Origin of the sequence: Phaeobacter sp. HS011 (genome assembly GCF_018101215.1) — a bacterium.
Lineage (GTDB): Bacteria > Pseudomonadota > Alphaproteobacteria > Rhodobacterales > Rhodobacteraceae > Phaeobacter > Phaeobacter inhibens.
The window spans coordinates 288,868-310,907 of sequence record NZ_JAGEUF010000005.1 but is presented as its reverse complement, the minus strand read 5'-3'; the positions used below and the strand labels follow the sequence as shown (position 1 = coordinate 310,907).

The following is a 22,040-nucleotide window of genomic DNA, read 5'->3' as shown; positions in this document are numbered from 1 at the left end:
GGAACCACACGGCCATCATGGCTTTACCGGTTCCGTACGGGGCGGCTATCTGAAGGCGTCTGTTAATTGAAATGAGACTGCTATGATCCGGATCTTCGCTCTCCTGGCCGCCATGGTCGCCGTTGCCGCCTGTACCGCGGCCGCGCCTGACGAACCGCTGGAGGATCTCGGTACCTTCAAGCTCGGCCATAATATCGTCATCGCCTCCAAGGTGCAGATGGTGCCTGGCTCACGTGAAGTCTCGCAGAAAGAATGGGTCGATATCCTCACCAATGAGGTCGATGCCCGGTTCAGCCAATATAATGGCGACAAGATTTATCACTTCGGAATCAGTGTTGAGGGCTATTTTGTTGCCCCCGGCGGTGTGCCCCTTGTGCTCAGCCCGAAATCGGTTCTGGCCATTAACGTGACCGTCTGGGATGACGCCGCAGGCACCAAGTTGAACAAGGCCGTAAAAAAATTGACCGTATTTGAGACGACAACAGCAGATAGTTTCCTGGTTGGATCAGGTCACGCCCGTACCCGGGAAGAGCAGATGCTGGGGCTCGCGCGCAACGCCGTCGGCCAGATCGAAGACTGGCTGGTGGAGCAGCGGAAGGAAAACGGTTGGTTTGAGCCGGAACAGGGCAGTGCTGCGGACCTCGGTGAAGATGCCACCGCCGCAAGCGCTGGGCAAACGGCGGCGGCTGGCTGACGTTCTCAGGTCGTAATTTGCATCGTTGTGAGGCTGCAGAAGTTCGCGCGTATAACGCGCGAGTTGGCGGTCTCGATCTGGCATCAGTCTAACTGAGATGGGCCGGGCACGCGGGCTGTGGGGTCTCGTCTACGATCTTACGGTGATTTGCGCGCCGACGTGCCGGAACGGGTTGATTTTCACCTGCAAACCAAATAAGCCGCGCGCGCAGAGGAAATTCGGGTCGGGTTTCGACCCCCAATTCAAAAGGGCGCCTACAGAATGGCTAAGGAAAAGTTTGAACGTACAAAACCGCACGTCAACATCGGCACCATCGGCCACGTTGACCACGGCAAGACCACGCTGACCGCAGCGATCACCAAGTATTTTGGTGACTTCAAAGCCTACGACCAGATCGATGGCGCACCTGAAGAGAAAGCGCGCGGGATCACCATCTCGACCGCGCACGTGGAATATGAGACCGAAGCCCGTCACTACGCCCACGTCGACTGCCCCGGCCACGCTGACTATGTGAAGAACATGATCACCGGTGCGGCGCAGATGGACGGCGCGATCCTGGTTGTGAACGCTGCTGACGGCCCGATGCCGCAGACCCGCGAGCACATCCTGCTGGGCCGCCAGGTTGGCATCCCGAAGATGGTCGTGTTCATGAACAAAGTGGACCAGGTTGACGACGAAGAGCTCCTGGAGCTGGTCGAAATGGAAATCCGCGAACTGCTGTCTTCCTACGACTACCCCGGCGACGATATCCCGATCGTTGCAGGTTCGGCTCTTGCGGCGATGGAAGGCAACAAGCCTGAAATCGGCGAAGAGAAGATCAAAGAGCTGATGGCGGCTGTTGACGATTACATCGACACCCCTGAGCGCGCTGTTGACCAGCCGTTCCTGATGCCGATCGAAGACGTGTTCTCGATCTCCGGTCGTGGTACCGTTGTGACCGGTCGTGTTGAGCGCGGCGTGATCAACGTTGGCGACTCGATCGAAATCGTTGGTATCCGTGACACCTCCACCACCACCTGTACCGGTGTGGAAATGTTCCGCAAGCTGCTGGATCGTGGTGAAGCTGGCGACAACATCGGCGCGCTGCTGCGCGGTGTGGACCGTGACGGCGTTGAGCGTGGTCAGGTTCTGTGTAAGCCGGGTTCCGTGAAGCCGCACACCAAGTTCGAAGCTGAGGCCTATATCCTCACCAAAGAAGAAGGTGGTCGTCACACCCCGTTCTTCGCGAACTACCGTCCGCAGTTCTACTTCCGCACCACCGACGTCACTGGCACCGTGACCCTGCCTGAGGGCACCGAGATGGTTATGCCGGGCGACAACCTGAAGTTCGACGTTGAGCTGATCGCACCGATCGCGATGGAAAACGGCCTGCGTTTCGCCATCCGCGAAGGCGGCCGCACCGTCGGTGCCGGCGTTGTGTCGAAAATCACCGACTAAGGTCGAGTTTCCAACGGAAGCTCTGGCCTGTGGTGATAGCTGGTTTTCCGAAAGGAAAATCACCGAGAGCCACTCAGGTGAGATAAACAAAGAAGGCCGCTCCAAACGGGGCGGCCTTTTTCTATGTGGTGACATTTGAACAGGGCAGGGGGCGATTTGTGACCTGAGCGAGACGGGAAAGCGGCCGACTTCCCTCTTATGGCTTTTATAAACACTAGCGTTACGGGGGTTTCTGCCAAGGCACGGTTGGTGTTGTCCGGGGGCGCTTTTATCCGAATCTCGCTGTAGTGCAGGAAAGCAGATCCACAAACTACGCGGTCTCCGGGGCTGGCAGAGTTTGAAGGGTAGTCTCCGCATCGGTGACCAATCCACCAACCGAAACTGCGGCGAAAAACGCTCTAACTAACTAGCCTGATTCTTCTGGCTCTGACCGTCGCGTTCGACCGCCGCATCTGCCCTATCTGTAATCTCATCCAGGGAGGCCTCCAGTCTCAGGCGCAGCTTTTCGGCCTGCTCGTCACTTGGCTTCTTCGGCACCTCCTCTGTCCATTCCTGACATAGGAGAACACCACGCGAAAATGGCAGGGGCAACATCTGCCGGTCCCAGGTTGGCAGCTTAATCACTTTCCGTTCTGCAAACGCGACGGTGAACACACGGCATCCGGTCATCCGCGCCCACGTGATCGGCACGCCCGAAGACACCCGCGCCGGGCCGCGCGGGCCGTCAGCGGCAATGCCGATCGAACACCCTTCCTTGGTGCGGCGCAGCACTTCGCGGGACAGCGCCACATGGCGTTTGTGGCTGGACATCGGGATGGTCTCAAACCCCAGACGCACTAGAATTTGTCCCGCCAGCCGTCCGGCGCGGGCGGCGGAGGTCAGCGCGCAGATCCGGCCTAGAGAAGTGTTAAAGAGATAAGGGGCCATGATCAGCCGCTGGTGCCAGAGCACGAAGATCACGGGTTCCCCCGAGGCGACGCAGGCATCCATCTCTTCAAACCCGCGACGCTCCCAGCGTGAGGTTCGATAGGCGAAACGCACATAGCCCGCCAGCAGCGCCTCAACGGCGCGGTTCACCTTCGGGCTGTCAGCGATTTTCTTACGCAGGCTCACTCTGGGCTCTTTCTTCTGGATCCTTTGTTCTGTCATACTGGAGCGCGACAGTCGGGACCAGTCATCCCGGGCTGAGACAGGGAAATCAGGGAAATTTCGTTGATTTCCCTCTTGCCAGCCGCGCAGCTCTGGCTTAGGAACTGCCGCACCGTAGGGGTATAGCTCAGTTGGTAGAGCGACGGTCTCCAAAACCGTAGGTCTCGGGTTCGAACCCTGATGCCCCTGCCACTCTCTCATCTCAGAAACGAGACATCCCACACGGGCCTTGTCTCGATTCGCTGCCCCATAGCCGCAGCTGCGCCTGTCCGCTCTCTCTTCGTGGGTGGGTCTCGCTGGATCCAGCCCGCATGGCAGGCAAAACGCCTCCGCCGCCATTCTGGGGCGGGGAAGGCGTTGGGTTCCAGGGGTGACGATTGGTCCAATCAGGCGGCGTGAATGGGCGTGCCTGCGGTCTGTGCTGCGCTGTAGCTGTCGGCTGGTTTTGCGGGCAGCACATCCTCGGCCGGAACCGTCACATGCTGTGGCAGCAGTGCGTCGCAATGTCGGGCAAAGACCATGTCCAATCCCCGCTCCAGATCCTGAATGTAGCCTGCCGTATTGAACAGCGGTGCCTTGGATTGCATCAGGCGCAGTTTGCTGCGCAGTGCCATCAGCTGGTCGCGATCACTGGCCAGCTCAAGGGCGCGCGCTTCATAGGCCTGAGGCGTCGTTGTCTGCAACTCCTCCATTCCGGCTGCAGCCAGAAGGCCGGCGGTGGTGCGTGCAGCGAACTGGCGACCGGCCATCGTCAGCACAGGTAGCCCGGCAACCAGTGCATCACGGGCCGCAGGACCGGCATTGAGGGTGAAACTGTCGAGGAAGAGATCCGCAACCATGCTGCGCGCCATCCGCTCTTCACTGGTGCAAGGCGCTGCAAAGATCACGCGGTCCGGGTCGACACGGCGATCGCCTGCCGCCTGCCGAAGAGCCGCCTGCGCCTCTTCAGGGTGATCTGCCAGCCAAAGCACGCTGCCGTCGATCTTGGTCAGCAGGCGCATCCAGATGTCGAACTCCCGCGGGGTTATCGCGTGGCCGGCGGTGAAACTGCAGAATACAAATGCCTCATCCGGCAGGCCGCAATCGCGACGGCTGAACTGATGTCCAGACAAATCCTGCGGCCCTGAAACACTCTGGTAACTGTGCGGCAGGCGGATCAGATGCTCCTCGAAATATCGCTCACTGCCGGGCGGGCAGGTGACGGCATCCCCGACGATATAATCATAGGCGGGGGTGCCCATGGTGCCTGGGAAGCCTGGCATGGCGATTTGAACAGGTGCAATCCGGGCCGAGAATACGGTTGCATCAGCCTCTTGTGTGTAGCTGGTCAGATCAATCGCAATATCCAGTTGGTCTGCCACGGCCTGCGTCTTGATCGTGGTGGGTGACAGTCCGCGAATGTCACGGTGTAGGACACCGACAAGATCTGCGCGCGGCGCGCTGGCGGTGTAGACATATAGGGAGAACCGGCTCTGGTCATGGCGGGCTAGCAGGCTGTCGAGCAGCCGCAGTGCGTCCAGATCCTGATTTGAGCTGACAAAATAGCCGACACGAAGTTGCGGGGGCCGCGTCTCTGCCCGAGGGCGTTGTGGCGCCGGATCCGACTGTAGCCCTGCACTGGCATGGGCCTGCATCCGGATACGTAGGAGGTCGGGGTTATCTTCGAGACCGATCTGAGCCTGAGGCGCACAGGCGGAGCCGCGCAGCCCCAGATGGCGACGGTGATCCTGATATTCGTCGAGCCAGCGCCAGTCGCAAAGATCTGCCATCAAGCGCAGCTTCTGGGCGCGGGCACGATCATCGTTTGGGCGGGCCAGCAGAATCTGTTCCAGATTGCGGATCGCCTCAACCCTGTCGCCGGCCATGCCGGTGAGCTGGGCGAGATTATAGCGTGCCTCCAGAAAACCCGGCGCAAATCGCGCGGCCCGTCCGTAGAGATCGCGCGCGATGCCCAGATTACCGAGCTGTCGCTGGATATTGGCCCGGTTGTAGAGCAGCTGCGCATTGTCCGGCGCCTGATCAATTGCACTGGCAAAGCACTGGTCCGCCTCAATGATGCGATCCTGATCCAACAGTGTATTGCCCAGATTATTGAGCGCAGACAGGCAGGTCGAATCAAGCGCCAGTGCCTTTTTGTAAAGCGCGACCGCATCCTCCGACCGGTTCTGGCGGCGGTAAACATCGCCCATCGCAGCAAAGGTCGTGGCCGAGGTCGGGTTCAGTTCGCAAGCCTTATTGAGGCAGGTCGCAGCCTCATCCAGCGCGGCCTGTGCCAGATGGCAGCGGCCGAGCAATTCCCAGAGGAAAGCGGATTTACGATGGCTGTTCAGCAATTCGGCGCACCGGGCTGCAGCCTGCTGATGTTGCCCGTGCTGAAACAGCGCGGTCAGTTGCTCCTGCAGTTCAGGATCCAACTTGGCGTCCGCCTGCTTTGGCCGCGCGTGGCCGCGCCCGGAAAGTTTACCGGAAATTTGCATGGTCAGCGGTGGGGTTGCCTGCGCTTCGCGCTGGGTGGCGGCCCCTGCTGGGGTGGTTTGACTCAGGCGGGTAGCCTGTGGATCGTTCTGTGCGAGGGTCATGGAATCCTATCTCATAATCGCGCTCGGTGGCGGGCAGGGCGCGATGTGATGGCATCTGCGTTGCCCGGTGGCGATATTTATGCCTCTCGAAAATTAAGATAGAATTGACTGCACCAGCGGCGGTTGGCGCATCTGTTCTGGCAGGGGCGATCATCACGGGGCTTCAACGGACGGCGGGCTTGTGCCTGTCCAGTCAGACACCGGACGCCAGATGCCGGTGCGCGATCCGCGGTGGGGCTTGAAATTGCCATGGTCTGCGTTTAAATCGCTGTTTGATTGCTAGCAGAGAGAATCCCGCCTCATGGCCACCACCAACCCCGTCCAGTTTATTCAGCAGGTCCGCGCCGAAGTTTCCAAGGTCGTCTGGCCGACCCGCCGTGAGGTGCTGCTGACCACCGTGATGGTGTTTGTCATGGCGGCGCTTACGGCCGTGTTCTTTGCCATTGTGGATATTCTGATCCGCTTTGGGCTTGAGGGCATCTTGGGCATGTTCGGCTAACTCAGCCTGACGACCCCGTGTTGCGCATCGTTGCGACACAGGGGGGTAGGCTTTGCAATTGACGGCTCACCTCTTGATCTTGCCCCCCCGGGGCGGTAGGTGAGCGCTTAGCTCTGACGTAGGCGTGTGGCGATTCGTGTCGCGCGCCGCTTTTTGTTAGAGGGCAGCCGCGAGAGGCTGCATTTTATTTCAGCAGCGGCACGACAGTCTAGTCGGCCAAGAGACACAAGGACGATCAGGTTCATGGCGAAACGGTGGTATTCGGTCAGCGTTCTTTCGAACTTCGAAAAGAAAATCGCAGAGCAGATCCGCACGTCGGTCGCAGAACAGGGCCTTGAAGACGAGATCGACGAAGTTCTGGTCCCCACCGAAGAGGTGATCGAGATTCGTCGCGGCAAGAAAGTCTCGACAGAGCGTCGCTTCATGCCCGGCTACGTGCTGGTGCATATGGAAATGTCCGATCGTGGCTACCACCTGATTTCCTCCATTAACCGGGTCACCGGCTTCCTCGGTCCGCAAGGCCGCCCGATGCCGATGCGCGATGCCGAAGTGCAGGGGATCCTGGGCCGCGTCCAAGAAGGCGAAGAGGCGCCGCGCACCCTCATTTCCTTCGAGGTTGGTGAGAAAGTCAAAGTCAATGACGGTCCGTTCGAAGATTTCGACGGCATGGTCGAAGGCGTCGACGACGACAATCAAAAGCTCAAGGTTACCGTGTCCATCTTTGGCCGGGAAACCCCGGTGGAGCTGGACTTTACGCAGGTTACGAAGCAGGGTTGACAATTTTAACGCGCTTACGGATCGTCCGTCAATCTTATTGCGGGAGATCTTTATGCGTTGGTTTTTGTTGGTAAGTTGCGTCGGATTGTCAGCATGCAATACGACGACGGCAACGAATGAACCTGAGCCTCAGCCAGTAGCTAGTGAGCCTGCTGCTTCAGTAGTCAAGACGCGCTCCATGACGTTCAGCGCCGAAAACAATGGCTCTCCCATTGTTGCAAATTGCACGGTTCAGGGGCCAGACTTTAGCCGAACTTTTGACACGCCAACTAAACTTGACATTCCTATTGATTCGACCAGTAGAGCAATCATTTCATCCATCAGTTGCGAAGCTGGCGGAATGCGCGCTGTGGCAAGTGATATTCCCGGCCCTCAGACCAAGACTGTCAAAGCTAGGTTTGGTGGCTCTGGTTTGTTTGGGAGCAAAGCTTTGCTCTTTGGTCCGGGTGGCAATACTGTGCAGTACTATGTCCGAAGCGCAGACGAAGGCGTAATTCGAGTTGGTCGCGCTCCGGACCCATAGGTCTAGAGAAAGATTGGGGTCAGAATTATTTGGACCTTAGCGTTACAATAGGACTGTTGCGCAACGTACTTGCCAACCTCACCATTCCCCTATAAACGCCGCCTCTATCGCCTCCGGGCGAGATTCTCTCGTGGGAGATCTAGGGATCGCGATCCTGACATCGGACCACGCAACATACACCGGATGGGACGCGTCTCATCTTCGTTGAAAGGACTACCAAATGGCTAAGAAGCTTGTTGGCACAATGAAGCTGCAAGTGCCCGCCGGTAAGGCAAACCCGTCTCCGCCGGTTGGTCCGGCGCTGGGTCAGCGCGGCATCAACATCATGGAATTCTGCAAGGCGTTCAACGCCAAGACCGCAGACATGGAGCCCGGCGCGCCGTGCCCGACCGTGATCACCTACTATCAGGACAAGTCCTTCACCATGGACATCAAGACGCCGCCTGCGTCTTACTACCTGAAGAAGGCCGCCAAAGTGAAATCCGGCGCGAACAACCCGTCGCGCGAAACCGTGGGCACCGTCAGCGTTGCTCAGGTGAAGGAAATCGCCGAAGCGAAAATGAAAGATCTGAACGCGAACGACATCGAAGCCGCGATGCAGATCATCCTGGGCTCTGCCCGCTCCATGGGCATCGAGGTGAAGTAAGATGGCTAAGCTCGGTAAACGGACCCGCGCTGCGCGCGAAGCTTTCGCTGGCAAGGACAACCTGTCGGTGGAAGAAGCAGTCGCTCTGATCAAAGCGAACGCAAACGCAAAATTCGACGAAACCATCGAAATCGCCCTGAACCTCGGCGTTGACACCCGTCACGCAGACCAAATGGTTCGCGGCGTTATCGGTCTGCCCAACGGCACCGGCAAAGACATGCGTGTTGCTGTTTTCGCTCGTGGCGCGAAGGCTGACGAAGCCAAAGAAGCTGGCGCGGACATCGTCGGTGCAGAAGACCTGATGGAAACCATCCAGGGCGGCACCATCGATTTTGATCGCTGCATTGCAACCCCTGACATGATGCCGATCGTTGGCCGTCTGGGTAAAGTGCTTGGCCCCCGCAACCTGATGCCGAACCCCAAGGTTGGCACCGTGACTATGGACGTGAAAGCGGCCGTGGAAGCAGCCAAAGGTGGCGAAGTTCAGTTCAAGGCTGAAAAAGGCGGCGTTGTACACGCAGGCGTTGGCAAAGCGTCCTTCGACGAAGCCAAGCTGATCGAGAACGTCAAGGCGTTCATCTCGGCAGTCGCCAAGGCAAAGCCAGCTGGTGCCAAAGGCGCCTACATGAAGAAAATCGCTCTGTCCTCCACTATGGGCCCGGGCGTTACCGTTGACGTGGAAACCGCGGTTACCGAGTAATCTCGGCAAGCGGGGCGATGCTCTGGTGGTGCGCGATGTCGTGCCGCCGCAGATCGCATCCATCAGCGACAGATCGGGGGTCCCTTGCGGGGCCCCCGGTTTTGCGTTTCGGGGGTGTCCTTGGCAGTATCTCGGCTGATCCGGCCTCTGTTGGGTCTTGAGGCAATTTTGCCCTTGGAAAACCCCTAAAATGGGACTAACTACGACCGCGAGATAAAGCGTGCGATTCGTCGTGCGCTTTATTTCATTTCGTCCAAGATGGTGGGTGGCCTGTCGATCGGGTCTTAATTTCCCTCCTGAGACGGGAACGACCAAAGGATCGAGGGAATTCCTACCCTCGGGTGATTTTGGCTCACCCCGTTAAAACGGACTTGAACGCCGGACAGCAATGTTCGGCACATCAATGAGCCGGGATGCGCAAGTGTCCCTAAACTTGGAGAGAACTGTGGATAGAGCCCAGAAAGAGAGAGTGGTCGAGGAACTCGGCCAGATCTTCGAAAGCTCTGGCGTGGTGGTCGTAGCCCACTACACCGGTCTGACAGTTGCTGAGATGCAGGATCTGCGGGCGCGCGCAAGCGACGCTGGCACCTCCGTGCGTGTTGCCAAGAACAGGCTCGCCAAAATCGCCCTCGAGGGTAAGCCGTGTGAAAACATGTCTGACCTGCTGACGGGGATGACCGTACTGACCTATTCCGAAGATCCTGTGTCCGCCGCTAAGGTGGCAGAGGATTTCGCCAAGGAGAACAAAAAGTTCGAAATCCTTGGCGGCGCAATGGGTGAGAACGCTCTGGACCGTGCCGGCGTTGAAGCCGTGTCGAAAATGCCTTCGCGCGACGAGCTTATTGCTCAGATCGCAAGCTGCATCGGCGCACCTGCTTCCAACATCGCTGGCGCAATTGGCGCACCTGCAAGCAACATCGCAAGCATTCTTTCGACCATCGAAGAGAAGGCGGAAGCTGCGTAAGCGGTTGGCACTGAATGACTGGCGTCAGGCACCTGCCTGCACGTTGGAACACACACACTGTAAACGGAAAGAGCTGATAAAATGGCTGATCTGAAGAAACTGGCAGAAGACATCGTTGGTCTGACCCTGCTTGAAGCACAAGAACTGAAAACCATCCTGAAGGATGAGTATGGCATCGAGCCCGCAGCTGGCGGCGCAGTTGTCATGGCAGCTGGCGGCGACGCCGGTGGCGCAGCTGAAGAAGAAAAGACCGAATTCGACGTCGTTCTGAAGAACGCCGGCGCTTCCAAGATCAACGTGATCAAAGAAGTTCGCGGCATCACCGGTCTTGGCCTGAAAGAAGCCAAAGAGCTGGTCGAAGCTGGCGGCAAGATCAAAGAAGGCGTGGACAAAGCCGAAGCAGAAGACATCAAAGGCAAGCTGGAAGCAGCTGGCGCCGAAGTCGAGCTGGCCTAAGCTACGCGATACGGGACAACACTGGGGGTCGGTTTCGGCACCCTCTGAACATCCCGGAAATTTGGCTGGGCCCGGTGAAAACCGGGTCCAGCCGAACCTGTCTTAGAAAGGGCCCAAACTTCTGGGCGTTTTTTCAGGCGAGGTTCAAAGGATCGGGAGGCCACCATTCGGGAAGGTGGTCATGAATTGATCCGAACACGCTGTCTCGTATGGGCAAGGTGCCGGGGCCCGGCGGCATCCTTGCTCAGTGAGAATTGGAAAGGTGACATCTGACATGGCTCAATCGTTCCTTGGCCAGAAACGTCTTCGCAAATACTACGGTAAAATCCGCGAAGTCCTGGACATGCCGAACCTCATCGAGGTCCAGAAATCTTCTTACGACCTCTTCCTGCGCTCTGGTGATGCAGAACAGCCGCTCGACGGCGAAGGCATCATGGGCGTGTTCCAGTCGGTATTCCCGATCAAGGACTTTAATGAGACGTCGGTTCTGGAGTTCGTGAAATATTCCTTCGAGCGTCCGAAGTACGACGTCGAGGAGTGTATGCAACGCGACATGACCTATTCAGCTCCGCTGAAGGTCACATTGCGTCTGATCGTCTTTGATGTCGACGAAGATACCGGCGCGAAGTCGGTGAAGGACATCAAGGAACAGGACGTCTACATGGGCGATATGCCCCTGATGACGCCGAACGGCACCTTTGTGGTCAACGGCACCGAGCGTGTGATCGTGTCCCAGATGCACCGTTCGCCGGGCGTGTTCTTTGATCACGACAAAGGCAAGACGCATTCTTCGGGTAAGCTGCTGTTTGCCTGCCGCATCATCCCGTATCGCGGTTCCTGGCTCGACTTCGAATTTGACGCCAAGGACATCGTTTTTGCGCGCATCGACCGTCGCCGCAAACTGCCTGTAACGACCCTGCTCTATGCGCTGGGTCTGGATCAGGAAGGCATCATGGATGCCTATTACAACACCGTGAACTTCAAGCTTGAGAAGAGCCGTGGCTGGGTCACGCCGTTCTTCCCCGAGCGTGTGCGCGGTACCCGTCCGACCTATGATCTGGTCGACGCGGCCACCGGTGAGATCTTTGCCGAAGCGGGCAAGAAGGTCACGCCGCGCGCCGTTAAGAAGATGATCGACGAAGGCAACATCACCGACCTGCTGGTGCCCTTCGAGCATATTGTTGGCAAGTTTGTCGCCAAGGACATCATCAACGAAGAGAACGGTGCCATCTACGTCGAGGCCGGCGATGAGCTGACTCTCGAGTACGACAAGGGCGGCGAGCTGATTGGCGGGACCGTCAAGGAACTGATCGATGCCGGTATCACCGACATCCCGGTTCTGGACATCGACAACATCAACGTCGGTCCCTATATGCGCAACACTATGGCGCAGGATAAAAACATGGGCCGCGACACCGCGCTCATGGATATCTACCGCGTCATGCGCCCAGGTGAGCCGCCGACCGTCGAGGCAGCCTCCGCGCTGTTTGACACGTTGTTCTTCGACTCTGAGCGCTATGATCTCTCCGCCGTTGGCCGTGTGAAGATGAATATGCGCCTTGCTCTGGATGCTGAGGACACTCAGCGGACCCTGCGCAAGGAAGACATCATCTCCTGCATCAAAGCGCTGGTTGAGCTGCGTGACGGCAAGGGCGACATCGACGACATCGACCACCTCGGCAACCGTCGTGTGCGCTCCGTTGGCGAACTGATGGAAAACCAGTACCGCGTTGGCCTGCTGCGCATGGAACGTGCGATCAAGGAACGGATGTCCTCCGTCGAGATCGACACCGTGATGCCGCAGGATCTGATCAACGCCAAGCCCGCTGCGGCCGCGGTGCGTGAATTCTTCGGCTCCTCGCAGCTGTCGCAGTTCATGGACCAGACCAACCCGCTCTCCGAAGTGACGCACAAGCGTCGCCTTTCGGCGCTTGGGCCTGGCGGTCTGACCCGTGAGCGTGCTGGCTTTGAGGTGCGCGACGTTCACCCGACCCACTATGGTCGGATGTGCCCGATTGAGACACCGGAAGGCCCGAACATTGGTCTGATCAACTCGCTGGCGACCTTTGCCCGCGTGAACAAGTACGGCTTCATCGAAACACCCTACCGCGTCGTCAATGACGCCAAGGTGACCGACGAAGTTCACTACATGTCCGCGACCGAGGAAATGCGTCACACCGTAGCGCAGGCGAACGCGACACTGGACGAAGATGGCAAGTTCATCAACGATCTGGTCTCGACACGTCAGTCCGGCGACTACACCCTGGCCCCGCGTGAAAGCGTGGACCTGATCGACGTTTCGCCAAAACAGTTGGTATCGGTTGCGGCCTCGTTGATCCCGTTCCTTGAGAACGACGATGCTAACCGGGCTCTGATGGGCTCGAACATGCAACGTCAGGCGGTTCCGCTGCTGCGCGCAGAGGCGCCGCTGGTCGGTACCGGTATCGAAGAGATCGTGGCACGGGATTCCGGCGCGGCCATCATGGCCAAGCGCGGTGGTATCATCGACCAGATCGACGCACAGCGTATCGTGATCCGGGCGACGTCCGATCTCGAAATGGGCGACGCGGGTGTGGACATCTACCGCATGCGCAAGTTCCAGCGTTCGAACCAGAACACCTGCATCAACCAGCGTCCGCTGGTGAAAGTAGGCCAGGAAGTCCGCAAGGGCGAAGTGATTGCTGATGGTCCGTCCACCGACATGGGTGAACTGGCTCTGGGTAAAAACGTCGTCGTGGCCTTCATGCCCTGGAATGGCTACAACTACGAAGACTCCATCCTGATCTCCGAGCGCATCGCGCGTGACGACGTCTTTACCTCGATCCACATCGAGGAATTCGAAGTCGCCGCCCGTGATACCAAGCTTGGGCCGGAAGAGATCACCCGCGACATTCCGAACGTCGGTGAAGAAGCGCTGCGTAACCTCGACGAGGCTGGCATCGTTTACATCGGTGCGGATGTGGAACCGGGCGATATCCTGGTTGGCAAGATCACACCCAAGGGCGAAAGCCCGATGACCCCGGAAGAAAAGCTGCTGCGCGCCATCTTCGGCGAAAAAGCATCTGACGTGCGCGACACCTCGCTGCGCGTGAAGCCGGGCGACTACGGGACCGTGGTCGAAGTGCGTGTCTTCAACCGTCACGGCGTCGAAAAAGATGAACGTGCGCTGCAGATCGAGCGTGAAGAAGTCGAGCGTCTGGCCCGTGACCGGGACGACGAGATGGGCATTCTGGATCGCAACATCTATGCACGCCTGCGTGGCATGCTGTTGGGTAAAACCGCAGTCAAGGGCCCCAAAGGTATTCGCGCCGGTTCGGAAATCACTGAAGAGCTGCTGGACACACTCAGCCGTGGTCAGTGGTGGATGTTGGCGCTTGAAGACGAGCAGAGCGCACAGATCGTCGAGGCCCTGAACGAGCAGTACGAGGCACAAAAGCGTGCCCTGGATGCCCGTTTTGAGGACAAGGTCGAGAAAGTGCGTCGCGGCGATGATCTGCCGCCGGGTGTGATGAAGATGGTCAAAGTCTTCATCGCGGTGAAGCGCAAGCTTCAGCCGGGTGACAAGATGGCGGGCCGTCACGGAAACAAAGGTGTGATCTCGAAAGTGGTGCCGATGGAGGACATGCCGTTCCTCGCAGATGGTACTCCGGTCGATTTCTGTCTGAACCCGCTCGGCGTTCCGTCGCGGATGAACGTTGGTCAGATTCTGGAGACCCACATGGGTTGGGCCGCACGCGGTCTAGGCATCAAGATTGATGATGCGCTTCAGGACTATCGTCGCTCCGGCGATCTGACCCCGGTTCGTGAAGCGATGCATCACGCCTATGGTGACGACGTCTACGGTGAAGGTATTGCCGATATGACCGAGACCGATCTGGTTGAGGCCGCCGGCAATGTGACCCGTGGTGTGCCGATCGCAACACCAGTCTTTGATGGCGCCAAAGAGGCCGACGTCAACGACTCTCTGGTGCGCGCTGGCTTTGACACCTCTGGTCAGTCGATCCTGTTTGATGGCCGCACCGGCGAGCAGTTTGCCCGCCCTGTGACCGTCGGCATCAAGTATCTGCTGAAACTGCACCATCTGGTTGACGACAAGATCCACGCGCGTTCGACCGGTCCGTACTCCCTCGTTACCCAGCAGCCGCTGGGTGGTAAGGCACAGTTCGGTGGTCAGCGCTTTGGTGAGATGGAAGTCTGGGCTCTGGAAGCTTATGGCGCCGCCTACACCCTGCAGGAGATGCTCACCGTGAAATCGGATGACGTTGCAGGCCGGACCAAGGTCTATGAATCGATCGTCAAGGGCGAGGACAACTTTGAAGCGGGCGTACCGGAATCGTTTAACGTTCTGGTGAAAGAAGTCCGTGGCCTCGGCCTGAATATGGAACTCCTGGATGCAGAGGGTGAGGAGTAAGGGCCTCGGCCCTTGCTTTCTCCCCTTTCTGCACGAATTTGAGGTATCAAAATGAACCAGGAACTGACGAATAATCCGTTCAACCCGCTGACACCGCCAAAGGTCTTTGATGAGATCAAGGTGTCGCTGGCATCGCCCGAGCGGATCCTGTCGTGGTCCTACGGCGAGATCAAAAAGCCGGAAACCATCAACTACCGGACGTTCAAACCCGAACGTGACGGTCTGTTCTGCGCGCGTATTTTTGGCCCGATCAAAGATTACGAATGTCTTTGCGGCAAATATAAGCGCATGAAATATCGCGGCGTTGTCTGCGAGAAATGCGGTGTGGAAGTCACCCTGCAAAAAGTCCGCCGCGAGCGCATGGGCCACATCGAACTGGCGTCGCCGGTTGCGCATATCTGGTTCCTCAAGTCGCTGCCGTCGCGCATCGGCCTGATGCTGGATATGACCCTGCGCGATCTTGAGCGGGTTCTGTATTTCGAAAACTACGTTGTCATCGAGCCGGGTCTGACTGACCTCACTTACGGCCAGATGATGACCGAAGAAGAATACATGGACGCCCAGGACCAGTTTGGCATGGACGCCTTCACCGCCAACATCGGCGCTGAAGCGATCCGTGAAATGCTGGCTGCCATCGATCTGGAAGCCGAAGCCGAGCATCTGCGTGCAGAGCTGGCCGAAGCCACAGGCGAGCTGAAGCCCAAGAAGATCATCAAGCGCCTGAAGGTGGTTGAGAGCTTCCTGGAATCCGGCAACCGCCCGGAATGGATGGTCATGACCGTCATTCCTGTGATCCCGCCGGAACTGCGCCCGCTGGTGCCGCTGGATGGGGGCCGCTTCGCGACCTCTGACCTGAACGATCTGTATCGTCGCGTCATCAACCGGAACAACCGTCTGAAGCGCCTGATTGAGCTGCGCGCGCCTGACATCATCGTTCGCAACGAAAAGCGGATGCTGCAGGAATCCGTGGATGCTCTGTTCGACAACGGTCGTCGTGGCCGCGTGATCACCGGCGCCAACAAACGTCCGCTGAAGTCGCTGTCCGACATGCTGAAGGGTAAGCAGGGCCGCTTCCGTCAGAACCTTTTGGGTAAGCGGGTCGACTTCTCCGGTCGTTCGGTCATTGTGACCGGCCCCGAGCTTAAGCTGCACCAGTGCGGTCTACCGAAAAAGATGGCGCTCGAACTGTTCAAGCCCTTCATCTATTCGCGTCTGGAGGCCAAAGGTCTGTCCTCCACCGTGAAGCAGGCGAAGAAGCTGGTCGAAAAAGAGCGTCCCGAAGTCTGGGATATCCTCGACGAGGTTATTCGTGAACACCCTGTTATGCTGAACCGTGCGCCGACGCTGCACCGTCTTGGCATTCAGGCGTTTGAACCCACGCTGATCGAAGGTAAGGCCATCCAGCTGCACCCGCTGGTCTGCTCGGCGTTCAACGCGGACTTCGACGGTGACCAGATGGCTGTGCACGTTCCGCTGAGCCTCGAGGCCCAGCTGGAAGCGCGCGTCCTGATGATGTCCACGAACAACGTTCTGTCGCCTGCCAACGGCGCGCCGATCATCGTTCCGTCGCAGGATATGATCTTGGGTCTCTACTATGTGACCTTGGAACGCGAAGGCATGCCCGGTGAAGGCAAAATCTTTGGTACCATCGACGAGGTTCAGCACGCGCTGGACGCCGGCGAAGTGCACCTGCACACCAAGATCACAGCGCGGATCACTCAGATCGACGAAGAAGGCAACGAGGTCCTCAAGCGTTTTGAGACCACCCCGGGCCGTGTCCGTCTGGGCGCGCTGCTGCCGAAAAACGTCAAAGCACCGTTCGAGCTGGTCAACCGTCTTCTGCGGAAGAAAGAGGTTCAGCAGGTCATCGACACCGTCTACCGTTACTGCGGTCAGAAAGAGTCCGTGATCTTCTGTGACCAGATCATGACCATGGGTTTCCGTGAGGCGTTCAAGGCGGGCATTTCGTTCGGCAAGGACGACATGGTGATCCCCGATACCAAATGGACGCTGGTCGATGAGACCCGCGATCAGGTGAAGGACTTCGAACAGCAGTACATGGACGGCCTGATCACTCAGGGTGAAAAGTACAACAAAGTTGTCGATGCCTGGTCGAAGTGTAACGACAAAGTCACTGACGCGATGATGGGCACCATCTCCGCAGACAAGCGTAACGAGGCTGGCGCCGTGATGGAACCGAACTCGGTTTACATGATGGCTCACTCCGGTGCGCGTGGCTCGGTTACTCAGATGAAACAGCTGGGCGGGATGCGTGGCCTGATGGCGAAGCCGAATGGCGACATCATCGAGACCCCGATCATCTCGAACTTTAAAGAAGGCCTGACCGTTCTCGAGTACTTCAACTCGACTCACGGTGCCCGTAAGGGTCTGTCGGATACCGCGCTTAAGACGGCGAACTCGGGTTACCTGACCCGTCGTCTGGTGGACGTGGCACAGGATTGCATTGTGCGCGATCGTGACTGTGGCACCGAGGCCGCGATCACTGCGGAAGCAGCGGTCAACGACGGTGAGGTTGTGGCCTCGCTTGGTGAACGTATTCTGGGTCGTGTTGCGGCTGAGGATATCAAGAAGCCTGGCACTGAGGAGATCATCGTCGCCGTAGGCCAGCTGATCGACGAACGCATGGCAGATGCAGTGGAAGAGGCCGGCGTTCAGTCGACCCGTATCCGCTCGCCGCTGACCTGTGAGGCCGAAGAAGGCGTCTGCGCCCAGTGCTATGGCCGTGACCTGGCCCGTGGTACGCAGGTGAACACCGGTGAGGCCGTCGGCATCATCGCCGCGCAGTCCATCGGTGAACCCGGTACACAGCTGACGATGCGGACCTTCCACATCGGCGGCGTTGCTCAGGGTGGCCAGCAGTCCTTCCTCGAAGCCTCGCAAGAGGGCAAGATCGTCTTCGAGATGCCGCAGACCCTGGAGAACGCCAACGGCGAGACCCTGGTTGTTGGTCGGAACATGAAGCTGATCATTCAGGACGAGCACGGTGAAGAGCGCGCCAGCCACAAGCTGGGTTACGGCTCCAAACTGTTCGTCAAGGAAGGTCAGTCCGTGGCCCGTGGCGATAAGCTGTTCGAATGGGATCCCTACACCCTGCCGATCATCGCCGAGAAACCCGGTACCGCGAAATATGTGGACCTGGTCTCCGGTATCGCCGTGCGGGATGAGACCGACGAAGCCACCGGCATGACCCAGAAGATCGTGATCGACTGGCGTGCGGCTCCGAAGGGCTCCGATCTCAAGCCGGAAATCATCCTGGTGGATGGCGATGGTGAGCCGGTGCGCAGCGATGCGGGCAACCCGCTGACCTATCCTATGTCCGTGGACGCCATTCTGTCGGTCGAAGAAGGCCAGCAGATCATGGCAGGTGACGTTGTTGCGCGTATCCCGCGTGAAGGCGCCAAGACCAAGGACATCACCGGTGGTCTGCCACGTGTTGCGGAACTGTTCGAAGCTCGTCGTCCCAAGGATCACGCGATCATCGCCGAAATCGATGGTTATGTGCGCTTTGGCCGCGACTACAAGAACAAGCGTCGCATCTCGATCGAGCCGGCTGACGAGTCGATGGAGCCCGTCGAATACATGGTGCCCAAGGGCAAGCACATTCCGGTTCAGGAAGGTGACTTCGTCCAGAAGGGCGACTACATCATGGACGGCAACCCGGCGCCGCATGACATCCTGTCCATCATGGGTGTCGAGGCTCTGGCCAACTACATGATCGACGAGGTTCAGGACGTCTATCGCTTGCAGGGTGTGAAGATCAACGACAAGCACATCGAGGTGATCGTTCGCCAGATGCTGCAGAAGTGGGAGATCTCCGACTCCGGTGACACAACGCTGCTGAAAGGTGAGCATGTGGACAAGCAGGAGTTCGACACGGCCAACGAAAAGGCACTGTCGCGCGGCAAGCGTCCGGCACAGGGCGAGCCGATCCTTCTGGGGATCACCAAGGCATCGCTCCAGACCCGGTCGTTCATCTCTGCGGCGTCTTTCCAGGAAACCACCCGCGTTCTCACCGAGGCTTCGGTGCAGGGCAAACGCGACAAGCTGGTGGGCCTCAAAGAGAACGTCATCGTTGGCCGCCTGATCCCGGCTGGTACCGGTGGTGCCACTCAGCGGGTACGCAACATCGCTCAGGGACGTGACAATGTCGTCCTTGAGGCACGCCGCGAGGAGGCCGAAGCCGCCGCCGCACTGGCTGCCCCGTCGATGGATGATGTTGCCACCGAGGATAACCTCGACAATCTGGTGGAAACCCCAGAGAGCCGCGATTGATCCACGCTGATCTGAAATGAAAAAGCCCCTCGCAACCGATGTTGCGGGGGGCTTTTTCTTGGAAATGTCCGCAAACCATGATGGCTCGCTCTGCGGACGGTGCCGACCTTCACGTAAGCGAGCTCAATGACCACTTATCCATGCCGCAAAAAAATTGGGATAATGACTTCTTCTTCATCCCAGATATGGCGGTTGAGGATATTTTCCAGTGCTTGGCCACCCTTATGCAAGCATGCCAGTTGGTCGCGTGTGACCACGGGATCGTTTAGCTGGGTCAGTGCTGCTTGCGTGTCATCCAGTGCCGCATCCAACACCTTGTGATCGCCATCCAACAAAGAAAGCCCACGGTTTAGTTCGGGGTACATCAATCCAAATTGAGGGAAGTAACCATGGTCTTCGATCTCATGGTGATGATGTGCAAATCCGATCAGGTTCTTGGCAAACGGCAGCAAATTCATTTGTGCGACGGCCTCACCGACATCACTGGCAGGCACGTCCAGAAGCCGCTCAATCCCACGCGACAGCTGTGCAGCGCCATCCAGCAGGTTGCGATGGATCGACATAAAGAAGCTTGCTTTGCCACCAAAACGTGGGTGATCTTCCCACTCGGATCGTGTGCTTTCCAACAAAGTCTCTTCTACCGAGGACGGAAGCGCTTTGCGCTTGCTGACATGATACTCAGGCAGATCATAATCGAGGAGCATTTTCGCAGCTTTCTGAATTATCTTGCCATCAGCCAAGGGCGCAGCACTTTACTGAGCCACGGCATAATAGGCCACGTTAAGAGCGCAGACAGAACAATCACGATAATCAAGACCTGAAGAAACTGCGGCAAGCCACCAATGATGGGTGAACTCAGCGCCATCAAAAGCATCAACATCGGGTAGACGGCAGCGGCGCTCATGGCCGTGCGCTTCCATGCTGGTGGCAAATGTGGGGCCGATCCCTCCGCATGATCCACCCACATCCCTAAACCAATGGCCTGCACATGCTGCGCGGGGCCACCTGTAATGGCTTCGATCTTGGCCAACTTCTCGCGAATGGCTGGGTTTTCCCGCCACTGCGTCACAGCGGCTTCATCAGACCACCGCGACAACACTGTGTACTCGACCTGATGCGGGCGGCTGTGCCGCACGGTATCGACTGACAAGAAGCCGTTCTGGGCTTCGAACAATCGGTGCAGTTCTTCGACAAGCGCCTCGTAGCGAGCCTTGGCCTCCATTGGGACATGGTCCGTTACCGCCAATGTGACTGAATCGCTCATAGCACCAGCTCCGGTCCAGCAGGCACAATGCCGCTTGGATTTACACCGCGCAGGCTCGCCCAATAATGGGTCTTGATCTGATCGAACTTCACCGTGTCGGCGACATCGCCATGCTCATAGAGTTTCTGGCGCAGAGCCGAGAGATTTGGGTAGTCCGCAATCCGTCGAATGTTGCATTTAAAAAGTGCGACATAGACCTGATCGAAGCGGATCAGCGTTGTGAACAACCGCCAGTCGGCTTCGGTCAACTGACCACCCACCAGATAGCCGCTGCCTTCTAACCGCGCCTCAACCGTGTCCAGCGCCGAGAACAGATCGGTGACTGCTTCTTCATATGCAGTCTGCGTTCCGGCAAACCCGCAACGGTAAACGCCATTGTTGATCTTGCTGTAAACGAGGTCATTCACCTCGTCGATTTCCGCCAGAAGCGCCTCAGGTGCAAAGTCGGTGTCATTTCCTGCAACGCCTACGAAAGCCGAGTTCAGCATTCGCGCAATCTCAGCGGATTCATTGCTGACAATGGTGTTTAGCTTTTTGTCCCACAAGACCGGAACACTTACGCGGCCAGTGTATGTGGGGTCGGCGAGTGTATAGATTTCATGCAGATACCTCTTGCCGAAAAGGTGGTCGGGGAAGCCACCATCAGCATCGGTGAACTCCCAGCCGTCTTGGTTGACGATGGGGGCAACGGGCGAGACAGAAATCGCGTCTTCCAGCCCTTTCAGGTTGCGCATGATCAATGTGCGGTGCGCCCAGGGACAGGCATAACAAACATAGAGGTGATATCGGCCCACTTCAGGTGCAAACTTTGCGCCGGGGTCAGTCGATATCCAGTTTCGGAAGTCGGTTTCCTGACGGCGATAATGCCCATCCTGTGAGGCCAGAATGTCGCCCTCGCGGGTCCATACGCCATCAATCAATTTACCAGCCATCATGACCTCCCGGTTGGGTGCCCCAGCAGTATGAACCACTGGGGTCTTTGTTTCTTTTACTCAGCAGAATCTTGTTGGGCTTGCTGTGCTAGGTAGCTCTCATAAACAAGGCCATAGGCGGTGTGGCCGCCCAGAACGCCGCCCAGCGGATACCCCACCGGGTTGCGCCAATCGTCCATAACCTCGGCCAGCACAGAGCCCCAAGTTGTGACTTTCACACCGGCCTGGCTCATCCGCAGCATGGCAGCATCACGGGTGGCGTCATCCCACGTGCCTGATGCATCAACGACGGCATATACGTCATAGCCCTCTGCAACGGCAGACAGCGCCGGAAACAACAGGCAAACATCCGTGACAATGCCCGCCATAATGATCTTCTTGCGACCTGTTGCTTCGATTGCAGCTTTGAATTCTGGCGACTTCCACGCGTTGATTTCGCCAGCACGGTTGATCACGGTATCGCCAAGCACGTTGGTGATGTCCGACAGGATCGGGCCATTGGGACCTTCCGACAGGGATGCTGTGACCACCGATGGAATACCTGCCGTTTTGGCCATGTTGGTCAGACCGTTGATGTTTTTGCGAAGGGTTTCAGGCTGAATGTCACGCACACTGGCGAGCAAACCAGTTTGGTGATCGATCATCGCCAATATAGCGTTATCTGGTGTCAGGAATTCTGAAAACTTATCAGACATGGGAGTGCCCTTTCGGTTGGG

At 58.0% G+C, this 22,040-nt stretch carries 16 protein-coding genes and 1 tRNA gene; 11 read left to right on the top strand and 6 right to left on the bottom strand.

The window, feature by feature from the left end:
* Positions 1-82 precede the first annotated feature (82 nt).
* Positions 83-694, top strand: coding sequence for a hypothetical protein (locus J4721_RS12075; protein WP_102870598.1), 612 nt, complete (start codon positions 83-85; stop codon positions 692-694).
* Positions 695-955: 261 nt separating this feature from the next.
* The gene (gene tuf, locus J4721_RS12070) at positions 956-2,131 is read left to right on the top strand and encodes an elongation factor Tu (RefSeq protein ID WP_014876013.1); all 1,176 of its coding nucleotides are present in this window, start codon (positions 956-958) and stop codon (positions 2,129-2,131) included.
* Between the two features lie 402 nt (positions 2,132-2,533).
* Here the strand turns inward: tuf and J4721_RS12065 are convergent, their stop codons facing one another.
* Positions 2,534-3,244: a DUF374 domain-containing protein gene (locus J4721_RS12065; protein ID WP_211002753.1), complete on the bottom strand. Its 711-nt coding sequence runs from the start codon at positions 3,242-3,244 to the stop codon at positions 2,534-2,536.
* Between the two features lie 152 nt (positions 3,245-3,396).
* Here J4721_RS12065 and J4721_RS12060 point away from each other — a divergent pair.
* Positions 3,397-3,472, top strand: a tRNA-Trp gene (locus J4721_RS12060).
* 194 nt (positions 3,473-3,666) lie between these two features.
* On the opposite strand, the gene J4721_RS12055 is transcribed toward J4721_RS12060, so the two are convergent.
* Entirely contained in the window at positions 3,667-5,859 is a 2,193-nt protein-coding gene (locus tag J4721_RS12055) for a glycosyltransferase family 41 protein (protein WP_211002752.1), read from the bottom strand.
* 301 nt (positions 5,860-6,160) lie between these two features.
* Here J4721_RS12055 and secE point away from each other — a divergent pair, with 301 nt between their 5' ends.
* From secE to rpoC, 8 genes are all read left to right on the top strand, one after another.
* Positions 6,161-6,358, top strand: coding sequence for a preprotein translocase subunit SecE (secE, locus tag J4721_RS12050; protein ID WP_008560174.1), 198 nt, complete (start codon positions 6,161-6,163; stop codon positions 6,356-6,358).
* Positions 6,359-6,601: 243 nt separating this feature from the next.
* Complete coding sequence (nusG, locus tag J4721_RS12045) at positions 6,602-7,135, top strand: transcription termination/antitermination protein NusG (RefSeq protein ID WP_014876030.1); 534 nt, start codon at positions 6,602-6,604, stop codon at positions 7,133-7,135.
* 743 nt (positions 7,136-7,878) lie between these two features.
* Entirely contained in the window at positions 7,879-8,304 is a 426-nt protein-coding gene (gene rplK / locus J4721_RS12040) for a 50S ribosomal protein L11 (RefSeq protein WP_014876029.1), read from the top strand.
* A 1-nt stretch (position 8,305) separates the two neighbouring features.
* The gene (rplA, locus tag J4721_RS12035; protein ID WP_014878906.1) at positions 8,306-9,004 is read left to right on the top strand and encodes a 50S ribosomal protein L1; all 699 of its coding nucleotides are present in this window, start codon (positions 8,306-8,308) and stop codon (positions 9,002-9,004) included.
* 445 nt (positions 9,005-9,449) lie between these two features.
* Positions 9,450-9,968 (top strand): 50S ribosomal protein L10, encoded by a 519-nt coding sequence (rplJ, locus tag J4721_RS12030; protein WP_027248544.1) that lies wholly within the window; start codon positions 9,450-9,452, stop codon positions 9,966-9,968.
* A gap of 81 nt (positions 9,969-10,049) precedes the next feature.
* Entirely contained in the window at positions 10,050-10,424 is a 375-nt protein-coding gene (gene rplL, locus J4721_RS12025) for a 50S ribosomal protein L7/L12 (RefSeq protein ID WP_014876026.1), read from the top strand.
* 274 nt (positions 10,425-10,698) lie between these two features.
* Positions 10,699-14,835, top strand: a complete 4,137-nt coding sequence (gene rpoB / locus J4721_RS12020) for a DNA-directed RNA polymerase subunit beta (protein WP_061049586.1) — start codon at positions 10,699-10,701, stop codon at positions 14,833-14,835.
* Positions 14,836-14,886: 51 nt separating this feature from the next.
* Positions 14,887-19,128, top strand: coding sequence for a DNA-directed RNA polymerase subunit beta' (gene rpoC, locus J4721_RS12015; protein ID WP_014876024.1), 4,242 nt, complete (start codon positions 14,887-14,889; stop codon positions 19,126-19,128).
* 134 nt (positions 19,129-19,262) lie between these two features.
* On the opposite strand, the gene J4721_RS12010 is transcribed toward rpoC, so the two are convergent.
* From J4721_RS12010 to J4721_RS11995, 4 genes are read right to left on the bottom strand one after another with little or no spacing between them, the layout of a single operon-like run.
* Entirely contained in the window at positions 19,263-19,868 is a 606-nt protein-coding gene (locus tag J4721_RS12010) for a hemerythrin domain-containing protein (RefSeq protein WP_123619001.1), read from the bottom strand.
* Positions 19,850-20,392 carry an antibiotic biosynthesis monooxygenase gene (locus tag J4721_RS12005; RefSeq protein WP_027248545.1) on the bottom strand — a complete coding sequence of 181 codons (543 nt, stop codon included), beginning with the start codon at positions 20,390-20,392 and terminating at the stop codon, positions 19,850-19,852. Before J4721_RS12005 ends, J4721_RS12010 begins: the two co-directional genes overlap by 19 nt.
* A complete protein-coding gene (locus J4721_RS12000; protein ID WP_247656082.1) occupies positions 20,389-21,324 on the bottom strand; it encodes a glutathione S-transferase family protein in 936 nt (311 codons plus the stop codon). The genes J4721_RS12005 and J4721_RS12000 overlap by 4 nt, the downstream gene beginning before the upstream one ends.
* A 56-nt stretch (positions 21,325-21,380) precedes the next feature.
* Positions 21,381-22,019: an isochorismatase family protein gene (locus tag J4721_RS11995; protein WP_211002751.1), complete on the bottom strand. Its 639-nt coding sequence runs from the start codon at positions 22,017-22,019 to the stop codon at positions 21,381-21,383.
* Positions 22,020-22,040 lie beyond the last annotated feature (21 nt).

What these genes read in the sequence shown, in the direction of transcription:
- J4721_RS12000 (WP_247656082.1), bottom strand. Translation starts at nt 21,324, where the DNA reads ATGGCTGGTAAATTGATTGATGGCGTATGGACCCGCGAGGGCGACATT.
- J4721_RS12055 (WP_211002752.1), bottom strand. Translation starts at nt 5,859, where the DNA reads ATGACCCTCGCACAGAACGATCCACAGGCTACCCGCCTGAGTCAAACC.
- rplL (WP_014876026.1), top strand. Translation starts at nt 10,050, where the DNA reads ATGGCTGATCTGAAGAAACTGGCAGAAGACATCGTTGGTCTGACCCTG.
- rplK (WP_014876029.1), top strand. Translation starts at nt 7,879, where the DNA reads ATGGCTAAGAAGCTTGTTGGCACAATGAAGCTGCAAGTGCCCGCCGGT.
- tuf (WP_014876013.1), top strand. Translation starts at nt 956, where the DNA reads ATGGCTAAGGAAAAGTTTGAACGTACAAAACCGCACGTCAACATCGGC.
- J4721_RS12075 (WP_102870598.1), top strand. Translation starts at nt 83, where the DNA reads ATGATCCGGATCTTCGCTCTCCTGGCCGCCATGGTCGCCGTTGCCGCC.
- J4721_RS12005 (WP_027248545.1), bottom strand. Translation starts at nt 20,392, where the DNA reads ATGAGCGATTCAGTCACATTGGCGGTAACGGACCATGTCCCAATGGAG.
- nusG (WP_014876030.1), top strand. Translation starts at nt 6,602, where the DNA reads ATGGCGAAACGGTGGTATTCGGTCAGCGTTCTTTCGAACTTCGAAAAG.
- rpoC (WP_014876024.1), top strand. Translation starts at nt 14,887, where the DNA reads ATGAACCAGGAACTGACGAATAATCCGTTCAACCCGCTGACACCGCCA.
- J4721_RS11995 (WP_211002751.1), bottom strand. Translation starts at nt 22,019, where the DNA reads ATGTCTGATAAGTTTTCAGAATTCCTGACACCAGATAACGCTATATTG.
- rpoB (WP_061049586.1), top strand. Translation starts at nt 10,699, where the DNA reads ATGGCTCAATCGTTCCTTGGCCAGAAACGTCTTCGCAAATACTACGGT.
- rplA (WP_014878906.1), top strand. Translation starts at nt 8,306, where the DNA reads ATGGCTAAGCTCGGTAAACGGACCCGCGCTGCGCGCGAAGCTTTCGCT.
- secE (WP_008560174.1), top strand. Translation starts at nt 6,161, where the DNA reads ATGGCCACCACCAACCCCGTCCAGTTTATTCAGCAGGTCCGCGCCGAA.